General features: G+C 25.1%; 23 protein-coding genes and 1 tRNA gene. 14 read left to right on the top strand and 10 right to left on the bottom strand.

The features are described 5' to 3' along the window. Window positions 1–95 precede the first annotated feature (95 nt). Entirely contained in the window at window positions 96–299 is a 204-nt protein-coding gene (locus UUR8_RS02350; protein WP_004025707.1) for a hypothetical protein, read from the top strand. 319 nt (window positions 300–618) lie between these two features. On the opposite strand, the gene UUR8_RS02345 is transcribed toward UUR8_RS02350, so the two are convergent. The 6 genes from UUR8_RS02345 to UUR8_RS02320 all read right to left on the bottom strand — a co-directional run bounded on the left by UUR8_RS02345 (window position 619) and on the right by UUR8_RS02320 (window position 6,314). After that, window positions 619–2,355 (bottom strand): hypothetical protein, encoded by a 1,737-nt coding sequence (locus UUR8_RS02345; RefSeq protein ID WP_004025640.1) that lies wholly within the window; start codon window positions 2,353–2,355, stop codon window positions 619–621. 159 nt (window positions 2,356–2,514) lie between these two features. Continuing rightward, window positions 2,515–3,282: a DUF3196 family protein gene (locus UUR8_RS02340; RefSeq protein ID WP_004025840.1), complete on the bottom strand. Its 768-nt coding sequence runs from the start codon at window positions 3,280–3,282 to the stop codon at window positions 2,515–2,517. Then, a complete protein-coding gene (locus UUR8_RS02335) occupies window positions 3,275–3,985 on the bottom strand; it encodes a DUF402 domain-containing protein (RefSeq protein ID WP_004025953.1) in 711 nt (236 codons plus the stop codon). Before UUR8_RS02335 ends, UUR8_RS02340 begins: the two co-directional genes overlap by 8 nt. A 15-nt stretch (window positions 3,986–4,000) precedes the next feature. After that, window positions 4,001–4,519, bottom strand: coding sequence for a hypothetical protein (locus UUR8_RS02330; RefSeq protein ID WP_004026033.1), 519 nt, complete (start codon window positions 4,517–4,519; stop codon window positions 4,001–4,003). After that, the gene (gene hrcA, locus UUR8_RS02325) at window positions 4,509–5,582 is read right to left on the bottom strand and encodes a heat-inducible transcriptional repressor HrcA (protein ID WP_004026120.1); all 1,074 of its coding nucleotides are present in this window, start codon (window positions 5,580–5,582) and stop codon (window positions 4,509–4,511) included. The genes UUR8_RS02330 and hrcA overlap by 11 nt, the downstream gene beginning before the upstream one ends. Window positions 5,583–5,585: 3 nt before the next feature. After that, on the bottom strand, window positions 5,586–6,314 hold the full coding sequence (locus tag UUR8_RS02320; protein ID WP_004026091.1) for a hypothetical protein: 729 nt from the start codon (window positions 6,312–6,314) through the stop codon (window positions 5,586–5,588). Between the two features lie 122 nt (window positions 6,315–6,436). On the opposite strand from UUR8_RS02320, the gene UUR8_RS02315 reads away from it, so the two are divergent. From UUR8_RS02315 to UUR8_RS02280, 8 genes are all read left to right on the top strand, one after another. Next, the gene (locus tag UUR8_RS02315) at window positions 6,437–7,303 is read left to right on the top strand and encodes an MPN551 family DNA-binding protein (RefSeq protein WP_004026182.1); all 867 of its coding nucleotides are present in this window, start codon (window positions 6,437–6,439) and stop codon (window positions 7,301–7,303) included. Further along, the gene (gene thiI / locus UUR8_RS02310; RefSeq protein WP_004025624.1) at window positions 7,281–8,459 is read left to right on the top strand and encodes a tRNA uracil 4-sulfurtransferase ThiI; all 1,179 of its coding nucleotides are present in this window, start codon (window positions 7,281–7,283) and stop codon (window positions 8,457–8,459) included. The genes UUR8_RS02315 and thiI overlap by 23 nt, the downstream gene beginning before the upstream one ends. 10 nt (window positions 8,460–8,469) lie before the next feature. Beyond that, on the top strand, window positions 8,470–9,435 hold the full coding sequence (locus UUR8_RS02305) for a DHH family phosphoesterase (protein ID WP_004025738.1): 966 nt from the start codon (window positions 8,470–8,472) through the stop codon (window positions 9,433–9,435). 86 nt (window positions 9,436–9,521) lie between these two features. Beyond that, window positions 9,522–9,734, top strand: a complete 213-nt coding sequence (locus tag UUR8_RS02300) for a hypothetical protein (protein WP_004026005.1) — start codon at window positions 9,522–9,524, stop codon at window positions 9,732–9,734. Then, a complete protein-coding gene (locus UUR8_RS02295) occupies window positions 9,734–12,643 on the top strand; it encodes a DNA polymerase III subunit alpha (protein ID WP_004025710.1) in 2,910 nt (969 codons plus the stop codon). The genes UUR8_RS02300 and UUR8_RS02295 overlap by 1 nt, the downstream gene beginning before the upstream one ends. Window positions 12,644–12,646: 3 nt before the next feature. Then, window positions 12,647–13,516, top strand: coding sequence for a 5'-3' exonuclease (locus UUR8_RS02290; RefSeq protein WP_004025688.1), 870 nt, complete (start codon window positions 12,647–12,649; stop codon window positions 13,514–13,516). Between the two features lie 36 nt (window positions 13,517–13,552). Then, window positions 13,553–14,386: a DNA-formamidopyrimidine glycosylase gene (mutM, locus tag UUR8_RS02285; protein ID WP_004025792.1), complete on the top strand. Its 834-nt coding sequence runs from the start codon at window positions 13,553–13,555 to the stop codon at window positions 14,384–14,386. A gap of 62 nt (window positions 14,387–14,448) precedes the next feature. Next, a tRNA-Leu gene (locus tag UUR8_RS02280) sits at window positions 14,449–14,530 on the top strand. A 50-nt stretch (window positions 14,531–14,580) separates the two neighbouring features. Here UUR8_RS02280 and metK read toward each other — a convergent pair. From metK to ileS, 3 genes are read right to left on the bottom strand one after another with little or no spacing between them, the layout of a single operon-like run. Beyond that, a complete protein-coding gene (gene metK, locus UUR8_RS02275) occupies window positions 14,581–15,711 on the bottom strand; it encodes a methionine adenosyltransferase (RefSeq protein WP_004025944.1) in 1,131 nt (376 codons plus the stop codon). A 20-nt stretch (window positions 15,712–15,731) separates the two neighbouring features. Further along, window positions 15,732–16,694 carry a tRNA (adenosine(37)-N6)-threonylcarbamoyltransferase complex transferase subunit TsaD gene (gene tsaD, locus UUR8_RS02270; protein WP_004026205.1) on the bottom strand — a complete coding sequence of 321 codons (963 nt, stop codon included), beginning with the start codon at window positions 16,692–16,694 and terminating at the stop codon, window positions 15,732–15,734. Between the two features lie 8 nt (window positions 16,695–16,702). Next, window positions 16,703–19,405, bottom strand: coding sequence for an isoleucine--tRNA ligase (gene ileS / locus UUR8_RS02265; protein ID WP_004026100.1), 2,703 nt, complete (start codon window positions 19,403–19,405; stop codon window positions 16,703–16,705). 149 nt (window positions 19,406–19,554) lie between these two features. On the opposite strand from ileS, the gene UUR8_RS02260 reads away from it, so the two are divergent. From UUR8_RS02260 to grpE, 4 genes are all read left to right on the top strand, one after another. Next, on the top strand, window positions 19,555–20,475 hold the full coding sequence (locus UUR8_RS02260) for a DUF5378 family protein (RefSeq protein WP_004025587.1): 921 nt from the start codon (window positions 19,555–19,557) through the stop codon (window positions 20,473–20,475). Further along, window positions 20,456–20,926, top strand: a complete 471-nt coding sequence (locus UUR8_RS02255; RefSeq protein WP_004025562.1) for an IS3 family transposase — start codon at window positions 20,456–20,458, stop codon at window positions 20,924–20,926. Before UUR8_RS02260 ends, UUR8_RS02255 begins: the two co-directional genes overlap by 20 nt. A gap of 132 nt (window positions 20,927–21,058) precedes the next feature. Next, complete coding sequence (dnaJ, locus tag UUR8_RS02250; protein ID WP_004025862.1) at window positions 21,059–22,186, top strand: molecular chaperone DnaJ; 1,128 nt, start codon at window positions 21,059–21,061, stop codon at window positions 22,184–22,186. After that, complete coding sequence (grpE, locus tag UUR8_RS02245; RefSeq protein WP_004025911.1) at window positions 22,186–22,842, top strand: nucleotide exchange factor GrpE; 657 nt, start codon at window positions 22,186–22,188, stop codon at window positions 22,840–22,842. Before dnaJ ends, grpE begins: the two co-directional genes overlap by 1 nt. An 84-nt stretch (window positions 22,843–22,926) precedes the next feature. Here grpE and UUR8_RS02240 read toward each other — a convergent pair whose 3' ends face one another. Continuing rightward, a complete protein-coding gene (locus tag UUR8_RS02240; RefSeq protein ID WP_004025807.1) occupies window positions 22,927–24,123 on the bottom strand; it encodes a DUF1600 domain-containing protein in 1,197 nt (398 codons plus the stop codon). Window positions 24,124–24,333: 210 nt separating this feature from the next. Here UUR8_RS02240 and plsY point away from each other — a divergent pair, with 210 nt between their 5' ends. Then, window positions 24,334–25,092, top strand: a complete 759-nt coding sequence (gene plsY / locus UUR8_RS02235) for a glycerol-3-phosphate 1-O-acyltransferase PlsY (RefSeq protein ID WP_004026031.1) — start codon at window positions 24,334–24,336, stop codon at window positions 25,090–25,092. Window positions 25,093–25,105: the final 13 nt, after the last annotated feature.

The following is a 25,105-nucleotide window of genomic DNA, read 5'->3' as shown; positions in this document are numbered from 1 at the left end:
ATATCACATCTAAAATATAAATAATTTTTACACAATTAGTATATTTAGGAAATTCTCGTAAATGAAATTATTGAAAAACAAAAAATTTTTTAACAATGTCATTAAGTGGAGTTTTATTAACTACTAGTGTGGTTGCGATTGCATCATCTTATGCTAAAAAACAAACAAAAATTGAAAGTGTTAGGCATAGTTTTTTATTTGCTACTAACTCTGATAAAACAAGTTTTTATGGTGTTTATAATATTACTAATTTTGATAAATTAAGCAAAATAAAAAAAAGATGCATTAAAAAATCTTAATTTTAATGTTGCAATTACTGATAGTAATAAAAAAACAACCCATCAGAGTACAGTTGGTTTAATTAAAGATAACAAAGTTTATATTAAACTACCTCTTGAACTAAAAAAAGGTGAACAATTATCAATCATTAATAAAGAAGGTATTTTAAACCCAATTGGTCAAGTATTAACAATAGAACCAAAATATGAAGTAGCAGATTTAGAAACAAAAGTCGATAATGTAGTTGTTGATAAAATAGAATTTAGTAATCAATCAGATTTTAAAACTAAAGAAGTTAGAGTTAAAGTAAGTTTTAAACATCCATATTTATAAAAATAATTAATAGAATTTTTTTAAAATTTTTGCAAAAATTAATTGACCATATGTTCTTTCTAAAATTTGTAAATTTTGATTTGTATAATCTTTATTTGGTTCATAATCTCGTCTTAAAATATCATAGTTTTTACCGACTAAAAAATTATCAAAACCTATAATTGATTGTACTTCATCATTTGTTAGTTTAGTATTATTACGAATAAAATCAAAACTCGTTAGAAGTGCTGATGTTGTTGGTTGAAAACCTCATAATGAAAAATTGGGTGTGTTTTTGTCTTTAAATAAAACTGCTTTGTTATTTTTAATTGATAAATAATCTCTTAATAAGATATTTTCTCAAGGTGTTTTTGCATCCAAAATAATTGGTTTAAAGATTCCGTTAGTGATTTCTTGAATGTAATCTAATACTTGATTTTGATTATAAATAGGATGTAATTTAAAAAAGTAATTAGCATTAGGATATTTGTTTTTAATTTTTAGTGCTCATTGTTGTAATTCTTGTTTAACAATTTTACGATCTTTTAAAACATTATCTTTAAATAGTGAAGAACCCATAAAAATTAAGTTTTGCTTTTTAGGATCATAATATTGTTTACCATCAACAATAAAATCTAAAAATGTTTTATTATGCATTCTAAATGCATATTCAAAATTTTTTTTAAATTGATTTTTAGCAGTTAATGATAAATTTAGTGAATTTAGCACATTAGCATAATTAGTACGAATTTTATATGATTTAGGCATGAATTCTTTACTAAATTTAAAATAATCACAGTCTACTCAACTCTCATCAATTGCAAAAATTTTAAATAATTTATTTAAAACAAAAACTGTTAATCAATCTTTATTATTATTTAATTTTGAACTAAAATAGTTTTTTGCTTCTTTAAATGATTTCATATTAATGAAATTATGTAAATGATCATCAATCTTTTGTTTTGATAAATGTGGATCTTTACTAATTAAATTCTTAACTGCTTGTGCATAATAATTAGCTACATAATATAATTCAGCATTACCATCTGGGTATAAAATTATTTTATTAGCATGATAAATTAATTTTAAAACAACATCTAAACGATTTTGATCAATTCAATATTGATATAGTCAATGACTTAAATAAAAATCATATTTAATATCTTTAAAAATACTTAAATGATAATCAATATTTTCATTTAATCAATTATTGTTTCTAACAAAGTCTTCTTTTAAATCTTTATTATCTACTTGATATTTAGGTGTTTGTTTTAAATTAGAATAAATTAATAAATCATTAGTAAATGCCATTAAATCATGTTGTTTGTTATTAGTGTATTGACTAATAATAGATGGTCAATTAACTCTTGTATTATCAGAAATTATTTGATTTCCTAAATACTTATTAGAATCAAATTCAACATAAGGAATAAAAGTAATGATTTTATTAGTTTTAGCTTTTGAAAAATCATTACTATTTAAATTATCTTTTTTAGCTTCAAGTTCACCAATAATAGCATTAAATTCTTGTAAATACGCAAATGATGCATTTCATTCATTAATATGAAATGTAGGATTTTTGTTTTTAGCTGAATCAATAATCTCTTTTTCTCATTGTGTTGGTTCTTGTTCACTAAAATCAAACAAATCTGATTTACTAATTTTATTTTGTTGTGCACAACTTACTAATGTACTAATTAAAGTCGTAGTTGAAACTAGTGTTAATGAAATTCATAAAAATCATTTTTTAAATTTTTTAGGCATAAGTTTATCCTTTTTATTTAAAATGTTAAAAATAATGTTTCAAATTACATTTGAAATCATTATTCAACATAATAATTATATATTTCGTTTTAATTTTAAAACGAGTGCCTAAAATATGATTAATTATTTGTTTGTTTTAATTTTAACAAATTTAAAAATTTATTCTTGCTCTTCTTCTAAAATTTTATTGATGCATGCAACAATGTCTTTTTGTTGTTGATTATATTCACATTCAAAATCACTCATAGCACTTTTTGTATAATCAATAATTGTTTTAGCAATTATATTAGGATCATGTGTAAATGCAAATGGAAAATGATATGTAATATACATCATTAATAATTTATTTGCTAAATTTAGTAATGAAGGATTTTTAGCTAAATCATTATTTAAATAATTTTGAATTTGTACAACCATTAGATGATGCTCGCTAGGATTGGTAGGATTAATGCTTTTGGATTGCTTTAAGTATTTATTGTAAAAATCAAAATTTTGGTCAATATTATTGACTGCTAATAAATCTAAAATATCTAATTTTGTTGATCCATTAATGGTTTTATTTGATAATAAATTATTTAAAAATGCAATATCTAATTGATCGATTTCGTTAATAAAACGCATTAAAAAAGTTTCTAAATAAGCTAAGCTTACATAAGTTGTTTTTGGATCATGAATTTTATGATAAAACTCTGTTTTAGCTAATTTAGCTTCATTTTCATCAATAAAATCAAGTTCTGCACTTTTTTTAATTTCTAAAGCAAAATCTTCAAATTCTTGAAGAGTTTTTAAATCAATTAATGGATTATTAAATTCGTTTGAAATTAAATCATATGCATAACCATAATCACGTTTTTGTAAAACTTGTTTTGCTTGTTTTAAAATATCATCAAAATATTTTTTGATATGACCTTTATAATCATTATTCATTATCTTTACTACTTCCCTTTTTGTTTTTAAAATAATGTGAACTACTTTTTTTATTAAAATATTTTTTGGGATTATAATTGCGTTCATTAGTGTAATTATTAAAATTATTTTTAAAACCTTCTACTCGATCTAAAACATGAAGTTTAATTAATAATTGACGTGTTACAAGTTTGCGAAAATAACCCTCTTTAATATAGTTTTCAATTTTTGTTTCAACGCTTAAAATTTTTTGAATCAAAGTTTCTGAATAATGATATTTCTTAGCATTTTCAATAAATTCATTAATATCCACTTCTTTTCATTTATCATCAGATGAAATTTTAAAATCTAAATCAAAATCGTAGTATTTAATTGCTTGTTCTTCATAAATAAAAGGTGATGCTACATTAATATAAAATTTAATGCCATCGTTTTCAACAGTTGCAATAAGATTAAACCACTCGTTTTTAAAGAAAAATCAATAACTCATTTTATTTGTAAATGAAGGAAAATTACGAATCGATTTTTCTTCGCTTGTAATTACTAAGGTATTAGTCGAAGATAAAATTAATAATTGTTCATCGATATAGACAACTTTGGGATTATTTCAAGAACGATATAATCATCCATTAAGTTTATAAGCATGCACCATTAATTCATCGCCAATTTTTAATTGACTTAAATCTTGTAGGTTTTTATTTTTTTCTTGTGTTTTTTCATCCATAATTTGCTAATCTCCTTATTTAATTTGTTTAATAACTAAGTCAATTAAAATGTCAACATTTATATGATAATATTCTTGTAAAATTTGCATGCAATCAACAAGTGCTTTATTACGTAAACAAACAATGCTAAAATCACCAATTTCATAAGTTTTTGGAATTGTAATATTATGTCAGTAAAATATTAAAAATTTTAAATAAATTTGTTCTAATTGTTCATTTAATAAATGATTGCTAATGCTTAATTCTTGGATTAATTTTTTAATTTCTAAATATCAATAATCTAAATCAAATGTTTGTAAAGGGTTGTTTTTAGCATTTATTTCTAAAAAAATTTCATTAGCATAACTACTAAATTTTTTTCAATTATTTAATGATATTTCTCTAAAAATTGCCTTGGAACTAAAATAAATTGTTGCCATTAAAAATTCTCATTCATTTTTAAACATTGCTCAATTTTTAATAATGTTTTTGATTTCTTTTTCAATTAACTCATAACTAAAGCTAAATTCTTGTTTTATTTTTTTAATGTTCATTTGATGATCCTAAAATCTTTTCAACTTCAATTTTTAAAAAATCTAATAAAGCTTTGATTTTTGCATAATCCATTCTTGTTGGTCCTACAACTGTAATTTGACGATTAGTATTTGGTAAATTAATTTGAGCAGTAGCAATTGCTAAATGCTCATGACCAATTTCATTACCTAACATAATCTTTGCTAAGCCATCAGTTTTTTTATTTAAAGCAATTTGTTGTCAAATTGTACTATCTTCTAATAAATTTAGTAAATCATTTAGTTTTTGTTGATCTTCAAATTCAGAATGTTTAGTTAAATACTTAACACCATAAGTTTTAGAATTAACAGTAGGTTTGTGAGCATAGAAATCAAATACACGATGGACAATTTTACTAAAGTAATATTCTGCTTCTTCGATTTTAGCACGAACAATATCAACAATTAAGTCTAATTTAGAACTAATTAAACTTAATTTAGTATCAACTAAACGTTCATCTAAAACACTAAAGCAAGTTTGTAAATCATTAAAGTTGGTGTTTTTATCAAGTTTAATTGAATGGGTTAAAATGTTTTCACTTGAAGTTACAATTAATACTAATGCAGAATTATCATTTATTTTTACTAAATCAATGCGTTTTAGTAATTCTTCACTACTTGATTTTGTAACAACAGCTGGCAGTTGTGTAGTTTCATTAATAATGCTTACTGCAGCATTTAGAATTTCATCAATATTAGAATAACGTTTGCTTAAAATTTTGTGTAAACGCATTTTAAAATTATCAGAAACATCGTTATTTTTATTAATTAAATTTTTATTATAAAAATCATATCCTTTTAATGATGGAACACGTCCACCACTAATATGCTGTTTTTCAATAAAACCAAATTTTTCAAGTAACATCATTTCATTACGAATTGTCGCAGACGATTGGTCTTGAAATTCTTTTTGCACTAAAAGTTTTGATGAAACAGGTGTTGCTGTAATTGTGTATTCATCAATAATAGACTTTAATACTTTTTTTTGGCGATCACTTAGTTTTGGTTCTATTATTTGTTCTTGTAATATTTTATTGTTTTTCATGAACTAAAATCCACCTTTAATTAATAATTCTTCAAAGTCATTAATAATTGTTCCTAGTTTTGTTTCAATTTGAAAAGCAATTGATTCAACATTATTTTCAAAATAAAATTTAGAAAAACCTGCATTTCATTTTTGCAGTTCATAAATTTTTAAATCATAATTACCTTTTAAATCTCATTCTTTAGAACTAATTTTATTACTGTTATTATTTTTCATTAATTGCACTTGTGGCTGTGGTTGGAACGAGTAAATTAAACTATATTGAACATTACAATAATTAACATTAATAACTTGACTACTTTGTTTAAAATTTAAAAAACTCCCTGATAATAATCTAAATTCTTGGAAAAAAGTACTAATTTTTTTAATAAGTTGAGCAACATTAGCTTCATTAAAATGATGTTCAATATAATCATGCATTATTTTTTTATTTTGATTAGCAACAATGGAGTAAGGAATTAGTAAACATAAAAAAATAAAAATTCCTATAATAATGCAAACAATTGCTCCACTATTTAAATTTGCCCCATTACCTTTATTAACAAAAGCCCCACAAATTATAATTGCTACACCAATTACAAAACCAACAATTACACTAATTAATCCAACTAAACGATTTTTTAGTAATTTTTCTTTTAGTTGATCATCATTAAAATATTGTTGAACAAAATCTTGTGTTTTTAAACTGGAGCAATATTGAATAAATTCTTTTTTTAAATTAATTGTTTTCATTTTTATTTAATCTTTCTTTTTTGTTTAATGTTACTAACCATTTATACATAATTATAAAAAAATAAACGATTATAATAAATTATAATTTAAAGTTAATGAATATCAAAGCAAGGAGTTAGTATATGCCTTTTATTAAAACACCAAACAAAGATTTTGAGTTATTTGATAATCAAATTGTTTTATCTAATGATTATAAAAAACGTTATCAACGTTATTTTGCAAAGATTACAGGTAGTAGATTAGGCGCTATATTAAATGTTGGTGATTTTGCTAATCCAGTTAAAACTTGAGCAATGATGGTTAAAATTTATAATGAACCAATCGATCCAATTTATGCGCAAGCAGGTGTTATAATTGAACCAAAAATTAAAGATTATGTTGAATCTGTTTTAAAAATTAAATACAAACAATACGAACCTGCTCAAATTGGTTATGATGTGTTTAAAGATAATTTAATTTTTGGTGGAATTCCCGATGGTGAACCAGTTGATGAAAATGGCGAATTATTATATCCAAATCAACCAATGTTAGAAATTAAAACAACATCTATTGATAGTTTTGCATTTAAAACAATTGATTATGTTCTTGTATTGCAAAAAGATGAATTTAATCGACCAATTGTAAAAAAGAAAGGCGATAAACGTGCTAAATGATTTAATAGTGATGAAAGTCAAGTTATTATTTCAGAAGATTACAAATTACAATTAGGGCTATATTGTTATTTAAGAAAAATTACTAAAGGAATTTTTGCCATTGCTTTTTTAACAAGCGAAGATTATATTAATCCACAAAGTTTTGATATTAATAAAAACGAAATTATTTTAGTTAATTATGAAATTAATTTAAACGAATTTGAAAAAGTTATTTCAAAAGCAAAAACTTGGTATGAAGAATACATTATTAAAGGGATTAGCCCTAAATTAAGCAAAGATGATCTTGAATGATATAAGGTATGAGTTAATAAATATGAAACCAATAATTTATATTAAATATGGCGAATTAACACTAAAGGGTAAAAATCGTGCCCAATTTATTAAAGTTTTAGTACACAACATTAAACAAATGCTATTAGAATATCACGAATTAGTGTACCAAGTTGGTTATGATAATTTAAAAATTATTAACTTAGAAAAATATAACTTACAACAAGTTATTAATGATTTACAACAAGTTTATGGAATTGCTTTTATTTGCGTTGCTTATCAAGTCAATAAAGAAATTAATGAAATTCAATTAGCATGCAATAAACTTGTTAATAATACTGATCAAACTTTTAAAATTGAAGCTCGTCGAAATGATAAAAGTTTTATATATGATTCAATGCAAATCAAACAAATTTGTGCTACTTATTTATTACAAAACCAACCTACACTAAAAGTTGATGTTCATCATCCGCAATTGTTAATTAATATTGAAATTAAACATGATTGTGCTATTGTTTATGGTCATAAAATTCCCGGTGCTAAAGGTCTACCAGTTGGTATTAATGGTAAAGCCTTAGTACTATTATCAGGTGGTATTGACTCTCCTGTTGCTTCGCGATTAATTATGAAGCGAGGTATTAGTGTTGATTTTATTACTTTTATTACCCCACCACACACTTCACAAAAAGCTTTAGATAAAACAATTGCATTAGCAAAACAAATAACATTAAATAATCATTTAACTAAAGCGAATTTATATGTATGCAATTTCACTAAATTACAAGAAGAAATTGCTCATATTTCTAAAGAATCTTATCGAATTACGCTTATGCGTCGTTATTTTATGCGGATTGCTAAGCGTTTAGCAATAGATATTAAAGCAGGTGCTTTAGTAACGGGTGAAGCACTTGGGCAAGTAGCTTCACAAACTTTAAATAGTATGCAAACTATTAGTAGTGTTTTAAATGATTTTTTAGTTTTAAGACCTTTGATTACTTATGATAAACAAGAAATTATTAGCTTAGCTAAACAATTTAATACTTATGAATTATCAATTTTACCATATGATGATTCATGTAGTTTGTTTGCACCTAAAAATCCAACAACTAATCCAAATGTTCAAACAGCTATGAAACTAGAGCAAGAGTCGTTGGTTTTAGATGCGATTTATGAATTAGTTTTTACTAAAGAAATTACTAAAATTAATTTATCATCAAAATAGGAGAGTTATTATGCAAAAAGATTTGTTAAATAAGTTAATTGAACAAACATATGGTTTTAGTAAAATTAGTATTTTTGTTCATACAAATCCCGATTGTGATGCTTTAGGATCAGCTTTTGCATTAGCAAGAATTTTAAAATTAAATACTTTTGGCACAAGAGTTAAAATTGTTGGTATTAACACATTAAATCCAAATGATTTTAAAAATTTCTTTACGTTTGATAAAAATGAAGTTGAAGATGAATTTATTGAAGGTTCATTAGCTTTTATTGTTGATACAGCCAATCAAGAGCGAGTTTTATCACAAAAACATACACTAGCTAAAAAAACAATTTTAGTTGATCATCATGTAAAAACAGTATCTTACACTGATCTTACTTATATTAATGATCAATCAATTGCTACTTGTGAAATGCTAGCTTATTCACTAATGCACACTAATTTAAACTTTGATGTAAAAACATTAAATTATTTACTATTAGGTTTAACAACTGATTCAAATCGGCTAATGTATGATAAAGTAAGTGATATTACATATGAAATCATGGCTTGATTTTTTAAAAACAATGTGAAGCACTACCAAATTTATCAACAATTGTATGAACGTAATTTAGATGATATTTTATTTGATAATGAATTAATTAAAACCATTAAAACACATAAGCAAATTGCTTATTTAAATATTGATAAAAGCTGAAATCAAAAATATAATTTTACAAGATGAGGCGATAAAGTCTATTTATTAAGTAATATTAAAAACTATCCAATTTGATTTGTTGTTTATTTTGATGAAACTACGAACACTTATAAAGTCTCATTACGAAGTAATAAATACAAAGTGCGTTTAGTTGCTAATCAATTTAATGGAGGAGGTCATGATTTAGCTGCAGGTTGTAGTTTAGCTAATATTGATCAATTAAATGATTTATTAAAAGCTCTTGAGTTATTAATTAAAAATCAAGAGGTTGTTGATTAATCAAAAATAATATATTTACTAACTAATTTTATTTATAATATTAGATAGTAAACAAATGAAATTTTTATAAGGATGTGTAATAAATTATGAGTGATAAAAAAAGTGATTTTGAAAAGTTATTTGAACGTTCAAAAGTGCAAGAAACATCAATTTTTGATATTAATGATATTGATGAACAAAAACCTTATGAACAACATTCAATCGAAGAATTATCATACATTTTAGAGTATGAAAAAATTGATAAGAAAACACGTGAAAAAATTAAAAAGATTATTAAAGAAAAACAACGAAATTTATAATGTTTATTAATTTAAATGTGCACTCATATTATTCTTTACTTAATAGCGCTTTAAGTATTGATGATTTAATTCAACACGCATTAGATAATAATCAACCATATGTTTGTTTAACAGATTTAAATAACATGTATGGTTGTATTGAATTTTATGATAAAGCGAAAGCACATAATTTAATTCCCATCATTGGTTTAGAATTTGAATATCAAAACACAACTTTAGTAGCTTATGCTAAAAATTATAATGGCTATTTAAAATTAATTAAATGATCATCTTGAATTATGACAAATACAACATTTATAATTCAAGAAGATTTTGATGATTTAATTATTGTTTGTAAAAAAGGGGGTTTAGTTTTTGAAAACCCTAATTTTTATCAAGCCCAAAATCAAAACGCTTCTAATGCTATTGCATTACAAAGCGTTTTTTATGCACAAGAAAATGATAAAACAGTTTTTTTAGCCATGCTTGCTATTAAAAATGATTTAAAATTAGATGATTTTATAGATTGTCATGAATTTGATAAAAATTATTTTTTAAATGATCATGAAGCACAATCTTTATTTTCAACAATTGCTTTAGATAATTTAAATAAAGTTTTAAATGAATTACAAGTTGAAATTCATGATCTACCAATTAATATTCCTGTTTATGATAAAAACAATTTAACAGTTTCGAGTGAAATTTTAAAACAATTGTGTATTAGTGGATTAAAACAACGTTTAAACGCTCATGATGGGCAAGTTAAAAAAGCTTATGCTCAACGGTTAAAATATGAGTTAGATGTTATTAGTGAAAAACAATTTGATGATTATTTTTTAATTGTTTATGATTTTATAAATTATGCTAAAAGCAATGGAATTATTGTAGGACCTGGTCGAGGAAGTGCAGCTGGGTCATTAGTTGCGTATTGTTTGTATATTACTGATATTGATCCCATTAAACATAATTTAATCTTTGAACGATTTTTAAATCCAACAAGAAAAAGTATGCCAGATATTGATACTGACATTATGGATGAAAAACGTGATCAAGTCATTGAATATTTATTTGAAAAATATGGCAATGATCACGTTGCTTATATTGTAACTTTTCAACGATTAAAAGCAAAAATGGCCCTTCGTGATGTGGGGCGGATTTTGGGTATTGATTTAAAAGTCATTGATAAAATTTGCAAAAACATTAAAACTGATTATGATGAAGACATTGATTTAGCAATTAAAAAAAGTGCGACATTAAAAGAAATGTATGTTTTACATAAAGAATTATTTGAAATTTCTAAAAAATTAATTCATGCTCCACGTCAAATTGGAACACATGCTGCTGGAATAATTTTAAGCAATAGTTCAATTACAAATATTATTCCAATTCAATTAGGCATTAATGATCGTCCTTTATCACAATATTCAATGGAGTATTTAGAACGTTTTGGTTTAATTAAAATGGATTTATTAGGTTTAAAAAACCTAACAATTATTGATAATGTTTTAAAAATGATTTATAAAACACAAAATAAAAAAATCGATCTTTTTAATATTGATTACAATGATAAATTTGTTTTTCAAGATTTAGCAAAAGCTAAAACAAATGGTATTTTTCAATTAGAATCACCTGGAATGAAAAAGGTTTTATTAAAAGTTAAGCCACAAAATATTGAAGATATTTCCATTGTTTCAGCACTTTTTAGACCAGGTCCACAACAAAATATTAAAACATTTGTTGAACGACGATTCAAACGTGAAGAATTTAGTTATTGAAATGAACAAACAAAAAAAATTTTAGAACCAACATATGGAATAATTATTTATCAAGAACAAGTGATTGAATTAGTTAAAACAATTGCTAATTTTGATATTGCAACATCTGATAATTTCCGTCGAGCAATTTCAAAAAAAGATGAAAAAATTTTAATGCAACTAAAAGATGATTTTATTAATGGTGCTTTAGCTAATAATTATAAACAACCATTAGTAAACCAAATTTTTGAATATATTTTCTCATTTGCTCATTATGGATTTAACCATTCTCACTCACTAGCATATTCATACATTAGTTATTGATTAGCTTATTTAAAACATTATTATCCACTAGAATTTTTAAGTGTTTTACTATCACATACGAGTGCATCAAAAGAAAAACTATTATCTTATTTAGATGAAGCTAAAGATTTTAATATTAGTATTAAAGGACCTGATATTCAACATTTTAGTAATGATTTTGTCATTGATAATCACAAACAAATTATTCGTTTTGGTTTTAAAACAATTAAAGGTTTTGGTGATGAGTTACTTAAAAAAATTAAGTTAGCTTTAGAAAATGCAGAATTAAGTGATTATATTTCATATATTGATGCTTTAAAAAAAGGTAACATTAGTTTAAAAAATATTGAAATTTTAATTCGCATTGGAGCTTTTGATAGCTTTGAAATTAATCGTTTATTTTTATTAAATAATTTAGAAGAAATTTTTGAGAAAACAGGATTGAATGGTCATTTTTTTGATTTAAATTTAGTTGGTTTAGATTATGCAAATGATATGAGTATTAATGAACGTTTTCAAGAAGATGAAATTCAATATTTAGGAATTAATTTAAGTAGTTTAAATTACACAAATTATACTAATGAAATTGATTATAGCAATTTAAAATATGAAATTGAAAGTTTTAATGAAATCAATACAAATTATGAAGTAAATATTGTAGCTCAAGTTTTAAATATCGTGCAATCAAAAACTAAAAAAGGTAATGATATTTTTTATTTGGATGTACTAGTTGAAAACAAAAAAGAAAAATTAACAATTTTTCAAAATAGTAAGCATTTAGTTGATGAAATTGACATTAATGGAATTTATGTTTTTGGTGTTAAATTATTAAATCATTTTAATTTTATTGTAAGTGTTAAACAAAGGGTCTAGAATATGAAAAAAGCAATTGTAATCGATGGAAATTCATTAATTTATCGTGCTTTTCACGCAACTTATAAACAAGCTGAATGAGCTGTTGAAAACCAATTAATGCCCACTAATGCGATTAAATTAGTTGCTTCAATGATTTTTAAAATTTTAAATGAAGATCAATTTAGTTACGCTTTAATTGCACTAGATGCTTCTAAAAAAACTTTTCGTGCTCAAGAATATGCTGCTTATAAAGCAACACGCAAGCCAATGGATGAAAAATTAGTTGTTCAATTACCTTATATAAAAAAACTTTTTACTGCTATGGGCTTTCATATTATTTCACAACCTGGAATTGAAGCTGATGATTTTGTTGGTTCTTTTAGTAATTTAATGAGTAAATCAAATATTGATACCATCATTTATAGTACAGATCGTGATATGCTACAGTTAATTAATCCAAACACAAAACTTAAATTATTAAAAACAGGGACAAGTATTGTTCAAGAAATTAATTTAGCTAATTTTGCACTATTAAATAATGGTTTACTTCCAAAACAAATCATTGACTATAAAGGTTTAGTGGGTGATAGTAGTGATAATTTAGTTGGCGTTAAAGGAATTGGACCAAAAACTGCTATTAATTTAATTTTAAAATACACTAATCTTGAAAATATTTATGCTAATTTAGAAGAAATAACTCCTAGTGTTAAAAATAAGCTAATTGAACATGAAAAAATGGCTTTTTTATCAAAAAAAATAGCAACAATTCAAACTGATTTATTATTAGATGAAACATTAGAAAATTTTATTTTAAAGCCTTATAATATTCAAGAATTAGATACTTTATTTGAATCTTTAAAAATAAATAATATGCACAATTATTATAAATAGTGTATATTTAAAATGCTATTTAAGGAGGATTTTAAAATGCCAGAACTACCAGAAGTCCAAACCATTGTTGATTATTTAAATCTTAATGTTTTAAATTTATTAATTAAAAAAGTAATTGTCCATTTACCAAAAATTTTAAAAAATAAAACACCTGCTGAATTTGAGAATTTATTAGTTAATCATAAAATTACTAATATTAAACGCCTTGGCAAATACTTATTATTCTTTTTAGATAATAATTTAGTATTAAGTGTGCATTTGCGAATGGAAGGAAAATTTTATTACCAACCAAAAGATGAGTGATTTAATTTAGCGCATACTCATATTATTATTGAATTTGAGAATGGAATGCAACTACGTTATAATGACACACGTCAGTTTGGTACTTTTCATATTTATGAACAAGAATCTTTTTTAGATTCTAAAGAATTAAAAAAGATTGCTTTAGATCCTCTTGATGCTAATTTTACGCCCCAATACTTGTATGAAAAACTTAAAAAAAGTAATAAAGCTATTAAAACTGCTTTATTAGACCAATCTAATGTTTCTGGAATTGGTAATATTTATGCTGATGAAATTTTGTTTGCTACTAAGATTTTTCCCACTACTTTAGCTAAAGATCTTACAATAAAAGATTATGAAAATATTGCAAAAGAAGCTAAAAGAATTTTATTATTATCAATCCAAAATAAAGGAACAACAATTCATACTTATAAATTTGGCAATGATGAAACAGGGATGTTTCAAAAAATGTTATTAGTACACACTCACGCTAAAAAACCATGTCAAACTTGTGGCACAATTATTCAAAAAACAAAAGTTAATGGACGTGGAACTTATTATTGCTCAAATTGCCAAAATCAAAAATAATATTATTGTTAATTACTAATATTTTTAAACTCAAAATTGCTATAATAATTAGAGTTTAATTTGCTCAAGTGGCGAAATGGCAGACGCAGTTGACTCAAAATCAACCGAGAAATCATAAGGGTTCGAGTCCCTTCTTGAGCACCATTGTATTAGTTTAAAAAATGATATGAGAACATCAAATTCCATATCATTTTTTATTTACTATTTTTAATTAAATCTTCAACTTTATTTAGTTTTTCTCAACTCAAATCTAAATCATCACGACCAAAATGTCCATAAGTTGCTACAGGTAAATATTTTGTTGTTCATAGATTTAAATCATTAATGAAAGTTTTAATGTCAAAATTAAAACTTTTTTTAATTGCTTCAAAGATTTTAGTTTCATCAATTAAATTAGTATTAAATGTATTCACATACATGGCAACAGGTTGTGGTTGACCAATTGCAAATGCTAATTGAATTTCACATTGTTTAGCAAGTTTAGCTGCTACAACGTTTTTTGCAATTCAACGCGCAAAATAAGAAGCGCTTCGATCAACTTTAGTTGGATCTTTTCCACTAAAGGCCCCACCACCATGATGACCTACTCCACCATAAGTGTCAACAATAATTTTTCGTCCAGTTAAACCAGTATCGCCAATTGGACCACCAATTACAAATCTTCCTGAAGAGTTAATAATTTTTTTAAAGTTAGTGTTTAAATTATATTTTTTAGCAATTTGTTCCATAATAGCACTAACTTTTTTATTAAAATACTCAACATCATAATCTTCATCGTGTTGAATACTTACTAACATTGTTTCAATTAGTGGAGTTGAATTAGAATAGTCAATACTTACTTGTGATTTCATATCTGCTTGAATTTTAATAAATTCTTTACTACGACGTTGACGCTCAATTTCTTTTAATAATTCATGTGCTAACACTGATGTTAATGGCATGTATTGTGGTGTTTCATCACAAGCATAACCAAAAACGATTCCTTGATCCCCTGCTCCAATTAAATTCTTATTTGTTTTATCAACACTTTGAGCAATATCTACTGATTGTTTATTAACATTAGAAATAATCGTAAAATCATTCTCATCATAACCTAAAGGTTTGATGATTTCTCAAGCAGTTTTAACAACATCAACGTATGCATGTGTAGTAATTTCACCAGCAATAACAATTAAACGATTACATGCTAAAACTTCACATGCGACACGTGAGTTTTGATCTTGCGATAAACACTCATCTAAAATCGCATCACTAATTTGATCACATATTTTATCTGGATGACCAGCACCAACTGATTCACTCGTTATAATTTTTTTATATTGCATATTATTTTATTCTTCCTTACTTATTTTATTAATATTGATTTTTTATGATTTTTAATTAAAGCATAAGCATAAGCGCCAATCATAGCAGCATTGTCACCTGTATAAATCATTTGGGGGATATATGAAATAACGTTTAAATCACGAATTTTTTTACGTAACAAACTATTAGCTGACACGCCTCCACCAATCGCTAAACGTTTTAATTGATATAAATCTAAATAGTATTTAACTTTTTTAATTACTTCATTAATAGCAAATTTTTGAAAGCTTGAAGCAATCACAATCGGATCAAAATCTAGTTTTTTCTGCTTAGAGTTATGAACATAATTAATCACTGCTGTTTTTAGACCACTAAAACTAAAATTTTTTGCAGCAGGTTGGGATTTAATAAATTCTAAAGTTGCTAAATCTTCTTGATAGTTTTTATCAATAATTGGTCCACCAGGGTAGTTTCAACCAAGAATACGCGCTACTTTATCATAACATTCGCCAATTGCATCATCTTGTGTTTGATTTAAAATCTTAATTTGATCATAATCACTCACTAAATATAAACAACTCTCTCCACCTGAAACAACAAGACCTAAAAATGGAAAAACTAATTCTTGATCAATACTTGCACTAAATACATGTGCATGTAAATGATTTATAGGTACTAGTTCTGCATTAATTAATGAAGCTAATTGTTTTGCAAAAACTTTACCAACATGTAAACAACCTGGTAAACCCGGCATAGCAGTGTATGCAACATGAGTAATTGTTAAAGGATCAATTTTTGTTTCATTTAAAATATCTACAAATAAACGATTAATATTGTGTTCGTGATAACGACTTGCTAATTCTGGAACAACACCACCATGAAAAGCTTGTGCAGAGGCTGAACTACTAATTTTGTGGGCAATTAATTTATTGTTTTCAAATAATGCTAAACTTGTTTCATCACAACTTGATTCAATGCTTAAAATTAAATATTTTTCTTCCATATTTTATTTTATTTTATTTTATTAATCACTTTATAACAATTCATTGATAATTCATCATCATACATTTCATCATCTGCAAAATGATTTCAACAACGTAGGCATTTTTTAAAATTAGCATTAACAACACTTGTAGTATTTGTAAATTCAATTTTTGCAACACCAAACCATTTAGCTAGTAGTTTTGGATTATTTAATAAGTAATCATCTAAAATTAGATTTTTAGCAATTGTTACTAATGCTTCATTATTTTTCTTTAAAACATTATTTTTTCGTGCATTTTCAAGTTCGTTAAAAATTTCATCTTTAATACTAAAGAATGCTTTAACATGGGCAATACCTTTTTTAAATTGAAATTGTGATTGATCATAAAAGTCTTCTAAACGAATTGACTCTTTTTTATTAGCATCATTTAAAAATGAATAAGCTTCTTCTGTTGTGTGTGGAATAATTGGTGTTAAATCAATTAATGAGTTTTTTAAAATTCAATAAACTGTTGATTGGATTTGTTTCCGAATTGGATCATCAACCGCTAAACAATACATATCATCTTTAATATTTTCAAAATACCATGATGATAAATCTAAAATAAATTTATTAAATAATTTAACAATTGTTTGATAATCAAAACTTTCATATGCTTTAATAACTTTTAAATGTAATTCATTAAATTCGTTTAAAACAAACTGGTCTTCTTGACGAACATCAAAACTAAAATCAACGCTTGGTTCAAAATCATTTAGAATTGATAGTGAATATTTAAATAAAGTGTTTCTAATTCGACGATAAATTTCAGCATTTTGTTTTAGGATTTCTTCTGAAATTCTTGTATCATTTTGATAATCTGAATTAGCAATTCACAGTCTTAAAACATCTGCTCCATAAACTTTACATACATCTAAAGGATCAACAACATTTCCTTTTGATTTAGACATTTTATAACCTTCACCATCTAAAACCATTCCATGGGCTACTAAATATTTATAAGGCGCTTTATTATTTAAAATGGTTCCTGTAATTAATGAAGAATTAAATCAACCACGGTATTGATCATAACCTTCTAAATATACATCAGCTGGATAAGGTAAATTATAGTGTTGTAAAACATTGTATGAACTACCTGAATCAAATCATACATCCATAATGTCTTTTTCTTTATAGAAAGTTTTGTTTTTCATACTCAAATATTTAGGTGTTAAAAAAGCATTAACATCTAAATCAAATCATGCATTAACGCCTTTTTCATTTAAGACATTAATGATATTTTCAACTAAATCAGGATCCATAATTGCTTCATGATTTTCATCAAAAATCATGGGAATAGGAACACCTCATACACGTTGACGTGAAATGCATCATTCTTTACGATTAACAATCATTTCATGCATTCTTTCAATACCTCTAAAACTAGTTGATTTAACATCATTTTTTAGAGTTTGTAAGATATTAGGTAAGATTTTTTCAATTGAAACAAATCATTGTTTTGTTGCACGATACATTACTGGTTTTTTTGTTCTTCAATCATGTGCTACACTATGGGTAATTAATTCATGGTGAATTAATAGTTGATTACAAATTAAACGATCTAAGATAACTTGATTAGCATCTTCATAAAACATATTTTCTAATTCTGAATCATTAACTAATGCATTATATTTACCAAACTGATCAATAATAACTTCTGTTTCAATACCATATTTTTTACATGCATAATAATCTTCTAGACCAAATGCTGGCGCATTATGAACTAATCCAGTTCCATCATTAGCACTAACATACTCATCCATAATAATAAAAGCGTGTTTTTTAGTAATTGGTGAAATATATTTAATTTTTTCTAATGCACTAGCTTTAAAATCTTTAATTAATTTATAATCTTCAAAACCAACTTTTTTAGTAAAACTTTCAACGAGTGATTTAGCAATTACATAATTTTCGTTTTTATATTCGATTAAACTATAAGTTAATTCAGGATGAATTGCGATTGCTAAATTAGCTGGTAGTGTTCAAGGAGTTGTTGTTCAAATCACAAATGATGTTGGTTTATCATTAAATAATTCACTACTATCAACAACTTGCATTTTTACATAAATGGCTGGTGATTGACGATCGCCATATTCAATTTCTGATTCTGCTAATGCTGTTTGTGATGATCATGATCAAAAAACAGGTTTAAAATCTTGATAAATAAAACCTTTTTTTAACATATTAGCAAAAAGTTTTAGTTGATCAATCTCATAACTATGATCTAAAGTTAAATAACGTTGTTTAAAATCAGAAACCATTCCTAATCTTAAAAATTGTTGGATTTGATTATCAACTTGTTCTAAAGCATATTTCTTACATTGTTCACGACGTTCGTTAACACTTAAATTTGACAATTTAACTTTTTTAGATAAGGCTACTTCAATTGGCAAACCGTGTGTATCTCATCCTGGGATATAAGGCGAGTAGTAATTATTCATATTATGATATGAAACAACAAAATCTTTTAAGATTTTGTTTAAAGCATGCCCAATATGAATGTTCCCATTAGCATATGGTGGTCCATCATGTAAAACAAAAGGTTTTTTGTCTTTGTTTTTAGCTAATAATTTTTCATAAATTCCATGTTCAATTCAAAATTGTTGAATTTTTGGTTCTTTAATGTTTAAATTAGCACGCATTTCAAAAGCGGTGCTAGGCATATTAAGGGTGCTTTTATAATCTTTCATACTCTCTTTTTCCTTCTATATTTAGCTTATTCAATAAAACAACATTGCAAGAATCATAGCAATGTTGCAATATAATATATTAAAATTAAACATAAATTAATTCTAATTAATATCTAGAATTATACTAAAAAATAAGGGGAGCTTGTTATTTGTCAACGAATTATTTTTTAATTGCCATTACAATTTTGACTATTATTTGTATTGGTTTAGGTAATTTTTTTATTAAACCAGTTCAAACACAAAAAATTAATTGATGAACATGAAATCATTTTATCAACACAAAATGAATTATTAATATTTTAATTAGTATTAGTTTTTTAATTTATTTTTGTTGTTTACGATGAGCTCCAGGTGCTAAAGATTTTTTTAGTAATGAAATGGAAATAATTAAAACTTTAAATGACAAATATGCTAACTATATCAATTCATATGAAGCATCAATTACCTTTTCCCGTACATTTTTATTGGATTGATGTCCTTGTTTTTCAGTATTAATTTCTATTGTCGCTATTTTTGATAAAAAACAAATTATTGTTAATTATTTAGGTTTTTTATGTTTTTGCTTTGGATTATTAACAATTGTTGGTGGATTAGTTGGTGATGAAGCAATTGGGTGAGAGAATTTAATAAATTATGTTTTCATTGGTAAATCTCCTAATACCATTTATTTTGCTTTACACTTTTATTTGTGTGTTTTTGGTTTTTATTTATTTGTAAATACACGTAAAACAATTAAAATATATTGGATATACATCATTATCCATACTATTTTAATTGGCTATATTATTTACGTTAATGTCATGATTGTAATTTTTAATGTGAAAAATAACGCTAGTGGATTTAGTTTTGGTGATTGATATTCACCAGTGTACGCTCAATATAGTACAGTGGCACAAGTTTTGCAATTAGATTATCGTTTAAACGCTTTGGTTATGTGTTTGTTCATGTATGCTATTTTTGTGGTAGGGTATTTAATACGTTATTACTTGCAAAAAGTTTATATAAACAAATATAATATAAAGTATAGTCAAGAAGGGAGTTATTTCGCTTATGTCAAAAATCATCGATAATATTGATACTAAAGCATTAAGAATTGATCACTATGAAGAATGAGAGCAAAATCATATTATTAAGGTGATTAATGCTTATCGCCATCATGAATCAAAAAAAGAGAAATTTAAAATGATTCATGAATTAATCAAAAATCACCAAATGCATTTAACGAAATTAATTCCATTGTTTGATGTTTCAATTTCTGGATACTATAAATGATTAGAAGATTTAAAAATTGATCAAGTGTGTCCAATTAAAAAAAGAAATATGGATTTAATTGAAAAAATTTGTAAAAGCCATAAACACTATGTTGGATGTCGTAAAATTCAAAAAATTCTTGAAACTCAATATAATGTTAAGTTAAATTACAAAACAATTAATCTTTATATGAATAAAATGGATTTATGTAAACCTTGTCATCATGACTATGATGCACATCGCCATGAACATTGCGAAAATGAAGAATAGTTGATAACTATTCTTTTTTAATGTTGATTACAATTATTTTAGCAATCTCAATATCTGATTGCTAATTTTTAGCATTTTAGGTTATAATATATACTATTGTAAATATGAGATTTTAAAGGAAGTGGTTTAAATATGGCAAAACGTGATTACTATGAAGTTTTAGGTGTTAGTAAATCAGCAAGCCCTGAAGAAATTAAAACTGCGTTTCGTAAATTAGCAAAAGAGCACCATCCAGATCGAAACAAATCTGCTGATGATACTGTTTTTAAAGAAATTAATGAAGCTTATGAGGTGTTATCAGATCCTAAAAAACGTGCTCAATACGACCAATTTGGTCATGATGGACCGCAAGGGTTTGCTGGAGCTGGTGGCTTTTCTGGGTTTAGTGATGGATTTGGCGGTGTTGATTTTGACATCAACGACATTTTTGGAAGTTTTTTTAAAAATGGTGCTAGCTCACGTAGTTCATCAAGCCAATATGAAACGTATGACATTCATTTACGTTTACATTTAGAATTTATAGAAGCTATTAAGGGTGTTTCTAAAAATATTAGTTATGATCGTAAAATCACATGTAACAAGTGTCAAGGAACAGGAGCAAAAGATCCTAAAGATGTTAAAACTTGTACAAAATGTCATGGTCGTGGAACTACAATTGAAAACGTTCATTCATTATTTGGAACAATTCAACAAGAAGTTGAATGTCATGAATGTGAGGGAACTGGAAAAGTTGCTAATAGCAAATGCGAACAATGTTATGGCAAAAAAGTTATTAATGAACGCGTTAATTTAACAGTTGAAATTCCTGCTGGTACACAAGATAATGAAAAATTAGTAGTAAGTAAAAAAGGTAATATCATAAATAACCAAGAATTTGATCTTTATTTACATATTAGCGTTAAACCATCAAAATATTTTGCATTCGATGGTTTAGATATTTACTCAGAAACTTATGTTGATCCTATTAAAGCAATTGTTGGTGGTGTAATTGAAGTAGTAACAACAAGTGGAATTAAAACTATTGAAATTCCACCAAATACTCCAGAAGGTAAAAAATTTAGAATTAGTGGCGCTGGAATTGTTAATAAAAAACCAAATATTTTTAGCAAAAAAAATGGAGATTTTTACACAACAATTCGTTATGCAAAACCACTTGAATTAACTAAAGAAGAAATTGCTTATTTAAAAAATATTAGTGCTCGTACCAACCAAAGTGTTGAGTATTATAAAAATAAATTATTAAAAGAGGTTAATAAATAATGAGTAAAAATAATGAAAATATCAAACACCAAAATGAAGGCAAACTTCATGACCAAGTTGATAAAAAAGAAACTAAAAATCATGCTAAACAAGAATTTAAATACAAAGAATTGTATGAACATGAACTAAAAAAGAATAAGGAATTACAAAACGTTAATGAATTATTAATAAACAAAAATCAACAATTAGAAATACAAATTAATCAATTAAATCAAGATTTTGTTAAACAATTAGAAACTAAAACAAAACAAGCTCAAGAAATTTTAGAGCAAAAAGTTAATGAACTTGAAGCTCGTCATGAAACAAAAGTAAATGATGCTGTTTTTAAAATCTTTAAATTTAAAATGGAACCATTATTAGATGCAATTAATCATTTTACAAAGATTGTTAACCAAAACTATGATGATCCTAAAATTCAAGCTTTTATCGAAGGTTTTAAAATGTTCTCTCAAAACATGATTGATGGTTTAGAAAATTTAAAAATCACAAAAATATCACCCCAAATTAATGACATGTTAAATGATGATACAATGGAAGTTTTTGAAGTTGTTCAAAATACTAATAAACCTTCAATGCATGTTACTGAAGTCATAAGTGATGGTTTTAAATATAATGATAAAGTCATTAAATTCGCAGTTGTTAAAGTTGCTAAATAATTAAAAGTGATAAGTGGTTAACACCTATCACTTTTTTATTGCTTGTGTGTTAAAAAATTATTAATTGAAGATAATTAATTACATTTAATTAATTAAAATTTTGGCTTTCTTACGCTTGTTTATAAATTTTAAAATCATTCAATTAATAGTAAAAATTAGAATTTCATAACCAATGAGCGCAAATAACATTGTTGTAAAAATAGGATTACCATTAGCACTTGGTCAAATATTTGTAATTGCTCCATAAACAGTAACATTAGCTAAAAGTGGTAAAAACATTGCATATATCGCATAAATTACAACATAGAACATGAAACCTTTTCAAGCATAAAAATACTTTAAATGGATTACATATTTATTTTTAACAATGCAATAGTAAGCAAAAATTGTAAAAGTAACTGGTGTAACTAAATGGTTATAAAAACCAACCATATTATTAAATCAAACTCAAGTTGATCGTTGTGAAAACACAGGAAATAAAACAAATAATCAAATAGAACTAACAATTAGAATATAAGATAAAACAATTAATAGAACTCGATTGTTTTTAACAAAACGTGCTTTAGGATTAATAAAATACAAAAATGCCATTCCAATGCACATTCAATTACCTTGTGAAGTAAAATAGTGCATATTGTGGAATCAAATATTATTTGTGTAAATGATTTCAGTCCCCATACTATTTTTATCAAAAATAATTAAACGCCCTGGATTTTTAGGTACATAATCAATTGATGAAAAAACAATAAAAGGAATTGCGATAATCAAAAAAATTAAAGCAAAAATTGATCTTGAATCTTTAATATTAAATTCAATTTTATTATTTTCACTTAAAATGTGATACAAGCTACGTTGTCAATAATAAGTTCATGATGTTCAATTTTTAGCAATAATCACATAAGCGTAAGGATTAAATAAAATTGAAGCAACTGCAAAATTAAATGTTTCTAACTTATTTAACTTAACATACTCTAATATGTAACCAAAAAAGAAGAAATTAACCATGATATATCATGCTAAAGTATATAAAGTGATTGCAATTGATGTTTGTTGATATGTAAATATAAATTGTCGATACTGGTTTGAAATAACATCATTTCGATACAAAAAGCGTGGATCTGAAAAGAAAATACACAAACTAACAATCATAATTAACAAAAATAAATTGTTCAAAATAATTAAATTTAAAAATTTTGGTGCATAAGTTTTTAAATTATTTTGGATGCGTATTTGGTTAGCATTATCTAACGTTTTATTAACAAATTTCTTATTATTAATCAAGCCATCACGTCCTTTATTTTCATCATTTAACTATTATTATAGACAAAAAACCATTGCAAAATTGAATTTTATGCTTATATTAATTTTTATTTTTCCATTTTTAAAATTGAAGTTGTGTGCTATATTTAATATGGCAAATATGGAAAATTTATTTTTTAAACATTTGCTTTAAAACTATAATGTGAATTAATTAAAAAGAAAGGAGTTTTTATGGATCAAGTTTATAGTGTCGCCATGGCTTATATTCTGACATTAATCATTTCTCCTTTATATTCTTATTTAATAGGTAGTTTAAATGCAAGTATCATTTTATCACTACTTCTTAAAAAACAAGATATTCGTCATTTTGCTTCTAAAAACGCAGGTATGACTAACATGACACGAGTTTATGGTAAAAAGTTAGGTATATTAACACTCTTTTTAGATATTGTTAAACCAATCATTACCATTAGTTTAACATACATTATTTACAAATATGCTCTAAACGCACCATTTGTTTTAAGTAATGGTTTTAATCAAGCGATTTTAGTTTATTTTGGAGGTATATTTACTATTATTGGTCATTGTTACCCAATTTTCTTTAAATTTCAAGGAGGCAAAGGTGTTGCATCTTATGGTGGTTTTTTGATTACAATTGACCCAATTGTTGCAGTAATTGGAATTATAACGTTATTAATTATTTTATTAATCACTAAATATATGTCATTATCTGCTATGATTACAGCAACCATAACTTGTTTTTTAGTTTTAATTCCTGGAATCAATTACATTCCATACTACAATGAACATTTTGTCGAATATTTATTTGATTTAAATCATGTTATAAAAGGCACATGGTATGTTTGATTATTCTTGTTAATTAGTGCAAGCATATTAATATATCGCCACAAAACAAATATTTTGAGTATTGCTACAAAGCAAGAACGCAAAACATTTTTATTTCAACCAAAACCAAAAAATAATATTTAGCAACATTAACAAG

It is taken from the genome of Ureaplasma urealyticum serovar 8 str. ATCC 27618, assembly GCF_000169535.1.
Lineage (GTDB): Bacteria > Bacillota_I > Bacilli_A > Mycoplasmatales > Mycoplasmoidaceae > Ureaplasma > Ureaplasma urealyticum.
The sequence above is the reverse complement of the archived record's forward strand: the minus strand, read 5'-3'. Positions and strand labels throughout refer to the sequence as shown.